General features: G+C 67.5%; 11 protein-coding genes. 7 read left to right on the forward strand and 4 right to left on the reverse strand.

The window, feature by feature from the left end; translation table 11 throughout:
- Positions 1 to 245: 245 nt before the first annotated feature.
- From APAU_RS11500 to APAU_RS11530, 7 genes are all read left to right on the forward strand, one after another.
- On the forward strand, positions 246 to 908 hold the full coding sequence (locus APAU_RS11500; protein ID WP_006301922.1) for a bifunctional 4-hydroxy-2-oxoglutarate aldolase/2-dehydro-3-deoxy-phosphogluconate aldolase: 663 nt from the start codon (positions 246 to 248) through the stop codon (positions 906 to 908).
- 46 nt (positions 909 to 954) lie between these two features.
- A complete protein-coding gene (locus APAU_RS11505) occupies positions 955 to 1,983 on the forward strand; it encodes a sugar kinase (protein WP_006301923.1) in 1,029 nt (342 codons plus the stop codon).
- Positions 1,984 to 2,345: 362 nt separating this feature from the next.
- Complete coding sequence (locus APAU_RS11510) at positions 2,346 to 3,515, forward strand: ABC transporter substrate-binding protein (protein WP_006301924.1); 1,170 nt, start codon at positions 2,346 to 2,348, stop codon at positions 3,513 to 3,515.
- 91 nt (positions 3,516 to 3,606) lie between these two features.
- Complete coding sequence (locus tag APAU_RS11515; protein ID WP_006301925.1) at positions 3,607 to 4,782, forward strand: ABC transporter substrate-binding protein; 1,176 nt, start codon at positions 3,607 to 3,609, stop codon at positions 4,780 to 4,782.
- Positions 4,783 to 4,842: 60 nt separating this feature from the next.
- On the forward strand, positions 4,843 to 5,748 hold the full coding sequence (locus tag APAU_RS11520) for an MBL fold metallo-hydrolase (RefSeq protein WP_006301926.1): 906 nt from the start codon (positions 4,843 to 4,845) through the stop codon (positions 5,746 to 5,748).
- A gap of 20 nt (positions 5,749 to 5,768) precedes the next feature.
- Positions 5,769 to 6,734: a dimethylarginine dimethylaminohydrolase family protein gene (locus APAU_RS11525; RefSeq protein ID WP_006301927.1), complete on the forward strand. Its 966-nt coding sequence runs from the start codon at positions 5,769 to 5,771 to the stop codon at positions 6,732 to 6,734.
- A 13-nt stretch (positions 6,735 to 6,747) separates the two neighbouring features.
- A complete protein-coding gene (locus APAU_RS11530) occupies positions 6,748 to 7,767 on the forward strand; it encodes a dimethylarginine dimethylaminohydrolase family protein (RefSeq protein ID WP_006301928.1) in 1,020 nt (339 codons plus the stop codon).
- 82 nt (positions 7,768 to 7,849) lie between these two features.
- On the opposite strand, the gene APAU_RS11535 is transcribed toward APAU_RS11530, so the two are convergent.
- From APAU_RS11535 to APAU_RS11550, 4 genes are all read right to left on the reverse strand, one after another.
- Positions 7,850 to 9,274 (reverse strand): amidohydrolase family protein, encoded by a 1,425-nt coding sequence (locus tag APAU_RS11535; protein ID WP_006301929.1) that lies wholly within the window; start codon positions 9,272 to 9,274, stop codon positions 7,850 to 7,852.
- 82 nt (positions 9,275 to 9,356) lie between these two features.
- Positions 9,357 to 10,091 carry an ABC transporter ATP-binding protein gene (locus APAU_RS11540; protein WP_006301930.1) on the reverse strand — a complete coding sequence of 245 codons (735 nt, stop codon included), beginning with the start codon at positions 10,089 to 10,091 and terminating at the stop codon, positions 9,357 to 9,359.
- Positions 10,092 to 10,095: 4 nt separating this feature from the next.
- Complete coding sequence (locus APAU_RS11545) at positions 10,096 to 10,863, reverse strand: ABC transporter ATP-binding protein (RefSeq protein WP_006301931.1); 768 nt, start codon at positions 10,861 to 10,863, stop codon at positions 10,096 to 10,098.
- Entirely contained in the window at positions 10,860 to 11,759 is a 900-nt protein-coding gene (locus APAU_RS11550; protein ID WP_006301932.1) for a branched-chain amino acid ABC transporter permease, read from the reverse strand. The genes APAU_RS11545 and APAU_RS11550 overlap by 4 nt, the downstream gene beginning before the upstream one ends.
- Positions 11,760 to 11,762: the final 3 nt, after the last annotated feature.

Here is an 11,762-nt window from a genome sequence, read left to right on the forward strand (position 1 = left end):
CTCCGCTCCGTCCCCGTTCTCTCTGCCCCCCGGGCAAGCCTCGTCGTGCCCTTGACGGAACGGGGAGATCATCGTAACGTCGTCTTAGTTCCACTGTAAAAACCATTGTTCTATTCAATGGAACAAGAACCCGGCGCAACCCTCCCCCAAGGGGGGCCGCCCCGGAGGGTTATGCCCCGGGACGCTGTTGGGGTATTGCCGCGCCGGAGGCGAAGAAACCCAGACCGGAACGGAGGAGGCATTCCATGGATTCCATCGTGAAACACGAAATCCTGCGACAGATCGGCGAGACGGGGGTGGTGGCGGTGATCCGGGCACGGAGCCCGGAGGAGGGGATCGCCCTGGGAGAGGCCCTCCTGGAGGGGGGCATCCGAGCGGTGGAGGTGGCCATGACCACCCCGGGAGGGCTGAAGGTCCTGGAGTCCCTGGCGGCTCGCCTGGAGGACCGGGGGCTTCTCCTGGGGGCGGGAACGGTGCTGGACCCCGAGACCGCCCGAAGCTGCATCCTCGCCGGGGCCCGATACGTGGTGGCCCCGAACCTGAACGGGGACGTGGTCCGGTGCTGCCACCGTCACGGCCTGCCCTGTCTGCCCGGGGTGGGAAGCGTGACGGAACTGCTCCAGGCCCTGGAGTGGGGGGTGGACGTGGTGAAGCTCTTCCCCGGGGAGGTGCTGGGGCCCCGGTTCATCAAGGCGGCCCGGGGACCGGTTCCCCACGCCCGCATCCTGCCCACGGGAGGGGTCAGCCTGGAGAACCTGGAGGAATGGTTTCGGGCGGGGGCCTTCGCGGTGGGCATGGGAGGGTCGCTGACCCACGCAGGAGGAGTCCCCCGGTCGCCGGAGGAGGTCCGGGACACCGCCCGAGGGGTGACGGAGCGGATCGCCGTCCTTCGGGGCGGCCGGGCCTGACCCGCCCCCCATGACCACGGACGGGCAACGGAAGGAGACGGCAACCATGGGCAAGATCGTGACCTTCGGCGAGATCATGCTGCGCCTTTCCCCCCCGGACCACGAGGTGCTCCTCCAGTCCCCCCGCTTCATCGCCCACCTGGGGGGAGCGGAGGCCAACGCGGCGGTGTCCCTGGCGAACTACGGGGAGGCGGCAGCCTTCGTCACCGCCCTGCCCCCGGGGGAGCTGGGGGACGCGGCGATCCGGGAGCTGCGGAAGTTCGGGGTGGAGACCCGGCACATCCTGCGCCAGGGGGAACGCCTGGGGATCTACTTCACCCAGCGGGGCTCCTGCTCCCGTCCCTCCAAGGTGCTCTACGACCGGGCCGGGTCGGCGGTGGCCTGCGCCGCCGCCCGGGACTATCCCTGGAAGGCCATCCTCCAGGGGGTGGACTGGTTCCACGTGACGGGCATCACCCCCGCCCTCTCCCAGCAGGCCGCCGAGGCCACCCTGGAGGCCCTGGAAGTCTGCGGACGCCGGGGCATCACCGTGTCCTGCGACCTGAACTACCGCAAGAAGCTGTGGAAGTGGGGCAAGGCCGCCACGGAGGTGATGCCCCAGGTGGTGCGGAACGCGGACGTGCTGGTGGCCAACGAGGAGGACTGCCAGATGGCCCTGGGCATCCAGTCCAACGCGGACGTGGCCTCGGGGAAGCTGGACCCCGCCTGCTACCGGGGTCTGGCCGCCCGGGTGCTGGAGGCCTACCCCCGGCTTCGATATCTGGCGGTCTCCCTGAGGGAGAGCCACAGCGCGGACCACAACGGCTGGTCCGGGGTCCTGGCGGGACGGGACGGCTTTTTCGTGAGCCGCAAGTACGCCCTCACCCACATCGTGGACCGCATCGGGGGAGGGGACTCCTTCGGAGCAGGGCTCATCCACGGCCTGCGGACCCTGAACTCCCCCCAGGAGGCCCTGGAGTTCGCCGTAGCTGCCTCGGCTCTGAAGCACACCATCCCCGGGGACTTCAACTACGCCCGGCGGGAGGACGTGCTGGCCCTGATGGCGGGGGACTCCAACGGCCGGGTGCAGCGCTAGGGGCTTGTTGACGCCCGGAAATGGCAAGACTATACTGACAACGTTCCGTTGAAAGAATCATCGTTTCGCCAAACGGAACAAACAGGTTCTCGGAGGCCCGCCGACACCCGCCCTGGCCGGAAGGGCCTCCGGAACGCCCACCGGAAATCCCCCCGTCCGTCCCTTCCTTCGTTCTCGGGGAATCCTCCTCCGGGGGCGGGGACGATCCCGGGGGAGGCCGCGTGCGCGGACCTGCTTCGGGAAGGACGTTCGCAGAGGGGGTGTTGGGTCTCCGACAGAGTCCGCGACGCGACTTCGCGCACCGAAGGTGGTCGAGTGCGGGGTTCCCGCAGCAGTGGGACGAGGAGGAGGAGTGAGGGGACATGCGAAAGGGTCTGGCGTGGGCACTGGCGCTGGCGCTGACGGCGATGGTTCCGGGGTTCGCCGCCGCAGGCGGCCCTCCCATCAGGGTGGGGAACCTTCCTGCGGTGACAGGCTCCGGGGCCACCTGGGGCATCTGCCACCGGGACTCGTCCATCCTGGCGGTGGAGGAGTTCAACGCCCAGGGGGGCGTGGACGGCCGCAAGGTGGAGTTCTTCTGGTACGACACCAAGGGCAAGGCGGAGGATGCGGTGAACGGCCTCCGCAGGCTGATCGAGAAGGACAAGGTCACCGCCGTCACCGGGACGGTGGACAGCGGCATCCAGCTGGCCATCGTGCCCATCGGCGAACGGGCCAAGGTGCCCCTCATGGGCATCGCCTGCACCAACCCCACGGTCACGGTGAACCCCAAGACCGGCAAGGTGCGTCCCTATTCGTTCCGCATCTGCTTCACCGATCCATACCTGGCCAAGTGCGTGGCGGAGCTGGCCTTCAAGGAGATGGGCAAGAAGACCGCCACGGTGTTCTACGACGTGGGCAGCGCCTACGCGGAGGGGATGAAGGCCTTCTTCGTGGAGCGCTTCTCCAAGCTGGGGGGGAACGTCCTCAACACCCAGGGCTACCGGGACGGGGACGTGGACTTCCGGGCTCAGATCAGCGCCGCCAAGGCCAGCGGGGCTCAGGTGTGCTTCCTCCCGGGGAACTACAAGGAGATGGCCCTCATCATCAAGCAGTCCCACGAGCTGGGCTGGAAACCCGCCTTCATCGGCGGGGACGGATACAGCCCCAACATGTACGAGATCGCCGGGCCCGCCATGGAGGGGACCTACTGGTGCTCCCCCATCGACTTCCACGACCCCAAGCTGATGCCCCTGTTCCGGCGTTACGAGAAGCGCTTCGGCGCCTACCCCGTGGAGCCGGGCTCCGTGGCCCACGCCTACGACGCCATGTGGTGCCTCCTCCAGGCCATGAAAAAGGCCCAGAAGGATTTCGGCCGGGTGGACGGGGACACCATCGCCAAGACCCTGGAGAACACCCGGAACCTGAAGCTGGAGCACTTCGTCTACACCTGCAACCCCAAGACCCACGACCCGGTGAAAAAACCCGTGGTCATCCTGAAGATCCAAGACAAGACGGAGAAGGTCCATTCCAGCGTCATCGCGGAGGAGTAGTCCCGATCGTACGACGCTATCGAGAAGGACCGAGCCGAGCTACAAACGTACCGAAGTTTCAGGTATAACCTATCCATGGGGAGGGAATGCAATGAAAAAAGCACTGGGATTCACCCTGCTGGCGGCTTCCCTGGCGGTCTCCTGCGCCGCCTTCGCCGCGGACAAGTCGCCCATCAAGATCGGCAAGCTGGCGGCCCTGACGGGCGACGGGGCCACCTGGGGGGAACACCACCGCAACGCCGCCATCATGGCGGTGGAGGAAGTGAACGCCAAGGGCGGCATCGCGGGGCACAAGGTGGAACTGGTGGTGTACGACACCAAGGGCCGGGCGGAGGACGCGGTGAACGCCACCCGGCGACTCATCGAGATGGACAAGGTGGTGGCCATCTCCGGCACCAACACCAGCGGGCAGCAGATCGCCATCCGTCCCCTGAGCCAGAAGGGACAGGTCCCCATCATGTCCACCGCCGCCACCAACCCGGTGGTGACCCAGGATCCCAAGACGGGCAAGCCCTATCCCTACTCCTTCCGGATCTGCTTCACCGACCCCTACGTGAGCACCTGTGTGGCGGAACTGGCCTACCGCTACCTGGGCAAGCGCAAGGCGGTGCTCTTCACCGACGTGGGCAGCGACTACGCCGAGGGGATGAAGGTCTTCTTCGTGAAGCAGTTCGAGAAACTGGGAGGCAAGATCGCCACCATCCAGGGCTATCGGGGCGGGGACGTGGACTTCCGAGCTCAGATCACCGCGGCCAAGGCCAGCGGGGGGGACGTGGTCTTCGTGCCCGGGGTGTACAAGGACATGGCCCTGATCATCAAGCAGTGCGCGGAGATGGACTGGCACCCCGCCTTCATCGGTGGCGACGGCTACAGCCCCGCCATGTACGAGATCGCCGGGGCCGCCATGGAGGGCACCTACTGGGTCTCCAACGTGGACTGGGACGACCCGAACCTGGTCCCCTTCGCCAAGGCCTACGAGAAGCGCTGGGGCAAGTACCCCGTGGAGATGGGGGCGGCGGTGTACTCCTACGAGGCCACCATGGCCCTGCTGGACGCGGCCAAGCGGGCCGCGGCGGCCAACGGCGGCAAGGTGACCGGAGCCCTCATCGCCCGGGAGGTGGTGAAGACGAAGAACCTGAAGATGCCCGACTTCACCTATACCTGCGACCCCGCCACCCACAACCCCCTGAAGCGCCCCGTGGTGATCCTGAAGGTGAAGGACAAGAAGACGGTGATGCACAGCCGGGTCGTGCCGAGCGACCTGTAGACCCTGCGGCGGGGCTCCGGTCTTCGAGCCCCGCCGCACCACCCCGAAAGGAATGAGACCATGACGACCAAGACCGAAAACGAGCTGATCCGTCCCCTGAACTGGTGGAACGCCCTCCCCCGGGAGGGCTACCGCTCCCTGGAAAGGATCTCCACGAACCAGAGCTGGTACTCCGTCTACCGGATCGACCCCCAGACTCTGGTGATCTCCGAGGACGGGCAGTTCGACGAAAACGTCTCCTATCTGGTCATGGGGGAGAAGCGGGCGGCCCTGATCGACACGGGAGACAACCTGGCGGACCTGCGGGAGCTGGTCCGGGGGCTCACCTCCCTGCCCGTCTTCGTGCTCAACACCCACCGTCACCTGGACCACATCGGGGCGAACTACCTCTTCGACGAGGTCTGGGCCTTCGACCACCGGGTCTCCCGGGAGGCGGCGGCCCTCGGGGTCCCGCAGCCCCACGTGCTGGAGGTCATCCAGCCCGGGAGCCTCTGCAAGGAGATCCCCGCCCCGTTCTACGAAAAGGCCTACTGCATCCCCCCCTACCGCATCACCCACTGGGTCCGGGACGGGGAGACCATCGACCTGGGGGGCCGCACCCTGGAGGCGATCCACACCCCCGGGCACTCCCCGGACCACCTGTGCTTCTACGAAGGGCGCACCCGGTACCTGTGGACCGGGGACATCTTCTACACCGGGTGCGTGTACACCCACCTGCCCTGGGGGGACCTGGACGTGTTCCTCCGCACCTACGAGAAGCTGCTGGAGCGCTACGACGAGTTCGGCCTCCTCATGCCCAGCCACAACGACCCCTGCATCGACAAGAGCGTCCTGCGGGAGATGCACGCCCTGGCCCTCCAGGCGCGAAGGGGCGAGGGGACCTACGAGGCGGGAGAAGGCGGCATGAGGAAGTATCGGGGCAGCTGCTTCTCCCTGGTCATCGGGGAAAAGCAGGCGGACCGCTAGAGGGAAGGGAGACGAGAACCATGGTTCGGGACAAGAGCGCGGTGGAGGTCTACGACGACGATTACGGCGAGAAGTGGTTCAGCGACGAGGCGTCCTTCCAGGACGACCTGGTGCCCGTCTGGGGCCGCCGCTGGAGCGTCTCCTCCGAGGTGGGGCGCCTTCGGGCGTGCCTGGTACGCCGTCCGGGCAAGGAGATCGAGTGCGTGAAGAACCCCGCGGACTGGCGCTGGGGAGACGTGATGGACCCCCAGAAGGCCCGGGATCAGCACGACGCCTTCACCCAGGTCTACCGGGACCACGGGGTGGACGTGTTCTACGTGGAGGAGCAGCGGGAGGACCGTCCCAACGCCATCTTCATGCGGGACAATCTCCTGGGCACCCCGGAGGGGGCCATCGTCTGCCGCCAGGCCACCCGGTTCCGCCGGGGGGAGGAGGCGGCGGTGACCCGGGCGGTGGCGAAGATCGGCTGCCCCGTGGTGCGCACCATCTCGGGACACGGCTACTTCGAGGGAGCCTGCGCCATGTGGATCGACCGGCGGACCATCGTCCTGGGGACGGGGGTACGGGCCAACGCCGAGGGAGTGCGGCAGGTGGAAGAGGTGCTCCGTCCCATGGGGGTGGAGACGGTCCTGCCCTTCCAGATCCCCTACGGCCACGCCCACCTGGACGGACTCATGAACCCCGTGGACCGGCGGAAGCTGCTCATCTTCCCCTGGCAGACCCCCTACGACGTCATCGACCCCCTGAAGCGGATGGGCTTCGAACTCATCGAGGCACCGGACGTGGACGAGGTGAAGCACGGCTCCTCCATCAACCTGGTAGCCCTGGCCCCGGGACTGGTGGTGATGCCCGCGGGCAACCCCAAGACCCAGCGGGCCCTGGAGAAGGCGGGGGTGGAGGTCATCCCCGTGGACGTTTCGGAGCTCATGAAGGGCTACGGTTCCCTGCACTGCATGACCGCCTTCCTGGAACGGGAAGAGATCTAGGGGTCCCGGGTCCGTGAGCCAGCTGAAGAACAGCTCCCAGTACTACCACCGGGTGCTCCAGCGCATCCCCCCCCAGGCCCTCCCGGCCTTTCAGGACGAGGACATGCAGCGGCGCGTCTGGGGCCGCCGCTGGGGGGTGTTCAACGACGTGGGCACCCTGCGGACCATCCTGCTCCACCGGCCGGGGGAGGAGATCCGGGTCATGACGCCGGACAAGTACGACCCGGAGATCGAGGCCCTCATCGACGACGACGAGCAGTGGTACTTCCGCTCCGACCAGGGGCCGGACCTGGAGAAGATGCAGCAGGAGCACGACGCCTTCGCCCGGCTCCTCGGAGACAACGGGGTGGAGCTGGTGTACATGGACGGGGGTCCCCGGGACCCCAACGCCATGTTCGTGCGGGACTGCGGCATGGTGGTGGACGGCGGGGTCATCGTCTCCCGCATGGGCCCCGTGGGGAAGGAGCACGGCACGGGCCGCCGGGGGGAGGAGCGCTACATCACCGCCAAACTGGCGGGGATGGGCATGCCCATCCTGCGGACCATCGCGGGAGACGGCCTCATGGAGGGGGGCAGCTTCTGCCTCCTGGACGAGAAGCACGCCGCCCTGGGCATGAGCTTCCGGGGCAACGACTCCGGGGCGGACCAGGTGGAGGACGTGCTCCGCACCCTGGGGATGGAACTGATCCGGGTCCCCCTGCCGGGGTTCGCCATGCACCTGGACGGGGGCATCCTCATGGTGGACCACCGCAAGGCCCTGGTGAACGTGGAGCGCCTCCCCTACTGGTTCCTCCGGACGCTGAAGGAGCTGGACATCGAACCCATCTACGGGGACTATCGGGACATCTCCTTCGCCATCAACGTCCTGGCCCTGCGCCCCGGGGTCATCGTCATGGACCGGCGGGGCGTGTGGACCCGGGAGATCCTGGAACGGCACGGGGTGAAGACCCTGCCGGTGGACTGGGAAGAATGCACGAAACACGGGGGCGGGGTACACTGTTCCTCCCTGCCCCTGGTGCGCGACAGGGATTAGCCTGACCACCACCCTCCCGAAAGCAGGGGCCCCCGGAGCGGACGCTCCGGGGGCCCCTGCCGTTTGCCCCGTCCCGGCCTGCCTACAGCTTGCCTTCCTCCATGAAGCGGAAGTTGGTGCCCCGGACGGACCGGAAGGTCTCCTCCGACGCCTCCCCGATGGGGTCCGCCAGACGCAGGACCTCCTCCCGGACCTCCTCGGCGTCGAGGGTGAGGAAGGCCCCGTCCTCGTAGAGCACCCTTCCGTCCACCGCGACCAGACAGACCTCGTTTCCCCGGGCGGCGTAGACCAGGTTGGGCACCAGGTTCCTCATGGGCCGGACGAAGAGGGGCATCATGGTGGGGGCCTGGAGGTCCACCAGGATGAAATCCCCCCGCTTGCCCTCCTCCAGGGAACCCACCCGATCCCCCAGCCCCACCGCCCGAGCCCCCTCCACCGTGGCCATGCGGAGCACCTTCCAGGCGGGCATGGCCTCCGGATCCTGGTGGCGGATCTTGTGGAACAGGGCGGTGAGCTTCATTTCGTTGAACATGTTGTGGTTGTTGTTTCCCGGGGCCTGATCGGACCCCAGCCCCACCACGCCCCCCGCCTCCAGGAAAGTCCGGGCCGGAGGCACCACCCCATCGATGATGCCGATGGAGTTGGAGCACAACACCATGGAGGCACCGCTTCGGGCCACCAGGCGGGTCTCCTCCTCCGTGGCGTCGGTGAGGTGCACCGCGATGAGGTGCTCGTCCAGATAGCCCCTCTCCTGGAGCCAGGGGATGGTGCGCTTGCCGTAGCGCAGGAGCATCTGCTCCGTCTCCCGGTCTCCCTGGGCCACGTGGAGGTGCACCCGCGTGCCCCGCCGAAGGGCCTGCTCCCGCACCTCTCCCAGCAGGGCCTCCCCCAGAAAATCCGGCCCCATGGGGCCGAAGAGGATGCGGATGCGTCCGTCCCCCCGGCCGTCCCACCGGTCGAAGAGGTCCAACAGGTTCTCCAGGTCCCGGCGACCGTAGGCCTCGTCGAAGCGGTACAGCTCCCCCGGGGCGTAGACCCGCTCGGGCATCTCCCGGACCAGCTGGGTCAGGTTCCCCCGCAGGCCCATCTCCTCCACCAGGGCGGCCTCCTGGTGCATCAGGTCGTCGTAGTTGCCCAAGGTGGTGGTCCCCGCCGCCAGGGCCTCCAGGACCCCCAACCGGAAGCCCCAGAGACGGTCCCGGGGGCTCACCGACCCCTTGAAGGGGTTGAGGCCGTACATCATCCAGTGCCCCGTGTCCTGGGCCAGCCCCCGGAGCACCGAAAGCTCCATGTGGCAGTGGGCGTCCACGAAACCCGGCATCAGGAGGGTGCGGGGCCTGCGGATGAGCCGTTCCGGGGCGTAGGCCCCCAGGATCTCCTCCGTCGGCCCCAGGGCCACGATCCGCCCCCGGTCCACCGCCAGGGCGGAGTCGGCCCGGTAGCCCACCCCTTCCCCCTCCATAGTCAGCACGTGGGGCGCCGCCACCACCAGGTCGATGCTCCGCACCGCCGCTCCCCCCCTCTTCCCTTCGGTCCGCCCCCCCGGGGAGAGGCGGGAAAGGGGCGGCCCCGCGGGGCCACCCCGCCCTTCAGCGCTTCTTTCCCCCCAGGTATGCGGCCTCGATCTCCGGGTTGTGGAGGAGTTCCTGGGAGGGTCCCTCCATGAGGAGGTGCCCCGTCTGGATGACGTAGGCCCGGTGGGAGAGCATGAGGGCCTGCTTGGCGTTCTGCTCCACGATGAGGATGGTGAGGCCCATCTCCTGGTTCACCCGTTTGAGTTCCTTGAAGATCTCCTTGATGATGATGGGCGCCAGCCCCAGGGAGGGTTCGTCCAGCAGCAGCACCCGGGGGCGAGCCATGAGGGCCCGGCCGATGGCCAGCATCTGCTGCTCCCCCCCCGAGAGGGTCCCGGCGTACTGGTCCTTCCGCTCCTCCAGGCGCGGGAAGAGGTCGTAGACCTTCCGCAGGTCTCCCTGGATGTCCGTCTCCGACTTCTGGGGGAACGCCCCCATGCGGAGGTTCTCGTACGTCGTCAGGGGGGCGAAGACCTTTCGCCCCTCCGGGGAGATGGATACCCCCGAGGTGACCACCTGGAAGCTCTTGGTGGGAAGGGAACGTCCCTCCAGGAACACCTCGCCCCCCGCCCGGGGGACGCTGCCCATCACCGCGTTCATCAGGGTGGACTTCCCCGCTCCGTTGGCCCCGATGACCGCCACGATCTCTCCGGCGTACACGTCCAGGTCCAGTCCCTGCAGGGCCTTGATGGCCCCGTAGTTCACCACCAGGTTCCGCACCGAAAGGAGGGGGGTTCTTTCCTGCGACATGGGTCTAGTCCTCCTCTCCCAGGTAGGCCTTGAGGACCTCCGGGTGGCTCTGGATGTCCTCCGGGCCCCCCTCGGCGATCAGGGCGCCGAAGTTCATGCAGACGATGTGGGGGCAGATGGCCATCACCAGCTCCATGTGGTGTTCGATCACCAGGATGGTGAGCTTGAAGTCCCGGTGGATCCCCAGGATCAGGTCGTTGAGCTGTTCCACTTCCTCCGGGTTCATCCCCGCGGCGGGTTCGTCCAGAAGCAGCAGCTCCGGCTGGAGGGACAGGGCCCGGGCGATCTCCAGACGCCGCTGGAGGCCGTAGGGCAAGGTACCCGCCGCCTGTTCGGCCCGGTCCGCCAGGCCCACCCGCTCCAGCAGCTCCATGCTATGGGTCCGGTTGGCCTTCTCCCGGCTCCCCCAGCGCCCCAGGTGGGTGCAGGCCTCGAAGAAGCCGTAGGGGTGGTGCTGCTGGCAGGCGGTCATGACGTTGTCCAGCACCGAGGAGGTGGGGAAGAGGCGCAGGTTCTGGAAGGTGCGGGCGATGCCCTTGCGGATCACCTCGTAGGTCTTCAGGGGGGTGATGTCCTCCCCCTTGAAGTGCACCTTTCCGTCGGAGACGTCGTAGACCCCCGTGATGAGGTTGAAGATGGTGGTCTTTCCCGCCCCGTTGGGGCCGATGAGCCCCGCCAGTTCCCCCTCCTGGAGGGAGAAGGTCATGTCCCGCACGGCCTGCACGCCCCCGAAGGCTTTCCCCACTCCGGTCAGTTCCAGCACCGCGTTCATCGGGTCTCGCTCCCCTCGCTTCCGATCGTCCCGACCCGGCGCCCCTTGCGGCGGAAGAGCCTCTTCAGATAGGACCAGGAAAGCTCGTTCTGCCCCAAAAGCCCCTCGGGACGGGCTACCATGATGACCACCAGCACGAGGCCGTAGATCAGCATGCGGTACTGGGAGATGGGGCGGAACAGCTCCGTCACCAGGGTCAGGATGGCGGACCCCAGGAGACACCCGCTCATGGAGCCCAGGCCTCCGAACACCACCACCGCGGTCAGCTCCGTGGATTTTCCTCCATCGAACATGACGGGCTGGATGAAGGACATGAACCCCGCCATGAGGGCTCCCGCCACACCGCAGTAGAACCCCGAGATGGCCAGGGAGAGCACCCGGTAGCGGGCGGTGTGGAAGCCCAGGAGGGACGCGGCCAGGTAGTCGTCCCGGCAGGCCTTGAAGGCCCGGCCGAAGTTGCCGTTGATGAGCAGGAACATGGCGGCGGACAGGGCCACCAGAAAGCCCACCGCCACGGGCAGGGTGGTGAAGCCGTCGATGCCCGGATAGCCCCGGGCGCCCAGGGTGATGTCCCCCCCGTTCTCCAGGAGCAGGCGGATGGCCTCTCCCAGCCCCAGGGAGGCGATGGTGTAGTAGTCCCCCAGCAGGCGCAGGGTGGGCACCCCGATGACGAAGGACACCAGCATGGCTAAAAGGCCCCCCAGAAGGATCGCCGGGAGCCAGTGGACCCCGTATTCCACCGTGAGGATGGCCGCCACATAGGCCCCCACGGCCATATACCCCGCATGTCCGAGGCTGAAGATCCCCGTGAAGCCCGTGAGGAGGGAAATCCCCAGGGCGGCGATGCAGTTGATGCACAGCAGGATGACGATGCCCTGCCCGTATCCGTCCAACATGAT

This window comes from Aminomonas paucivorans DSM 12260 (assembly GCF_000165795.1).
GTDB lineage: Bacteria > Synergistota > Synergistia > Synergistales > Synergistaceae > Aminomonas > Aminomonas paucivorans.

Excerpts from the sequence above, each read along its gene's own strand:
- APAU_RS11500 (WP_006301922.1), top strand. The coding sequence starts at position 246 with ATGGATTCCATCGTGAAACACGAAATCCTGCGACAGATCGGCGAGACG.
- APAU_RS11505 (WP_006301923.1), top strand. The coding sequence starts at position 955 with ATGGGCAAGATCGTGACCTTCGGCGAGATCATGCTGCGCCTTTCCCCC.
- APAU_RS11510 (WP_006301924.1), top strand. The coding sequence starts at position 2,346 with ATGCGAAAGGGTCTGGCGTGGGCACTGGCGCTGGCGCTGACGGCGATG.
- APAU_RS11515 (WP_006301925.1), top strand. The coding sequence starts at position 3,607 with ATGAAAAAAGCACTGGGATTCACCCTGCTGGCGGCTTCCCTGGCGGTC.
- APAU_RS11520 (WP_006301926.1), top strand. The coding sequence starts at position 4,843 with ATGACGACCAAGACCGAAAACGAGCTGATCCGTCCCCTGAACTGGTGG.
- APAU_RS11525 (WP_006301927.1), top strand. The coding sequence starts at position 5,769 with ATGGTTCGGGACAAGAGCGCGGTGGAGGTCTACGACGACGATTACGGC.
- APAU_RS11540 (WP_006301930.1), bottom strand. The coding sequence starts at position 10,091 with ATGTCGCAGGAAAGAACCCCCCTCCTTTCGGTGCGGAACCTGGTGGTG.
- APAU_RS11545 (WP_006301931.1), bottom strand. The coding sequence starts at position 10,863 with ATGAACGCGGTGCTGGAACTGACCGGAGTGGGGAAAGCCTTCGGGGGC.
- APAU_RS11550 (WP_006301932.1), bottom strand. The coding sequence starts at position 11,759 with ATGTTGGACGGATACGGGCAGGGCATCGTCATCCTGCTGTGCATCAAC.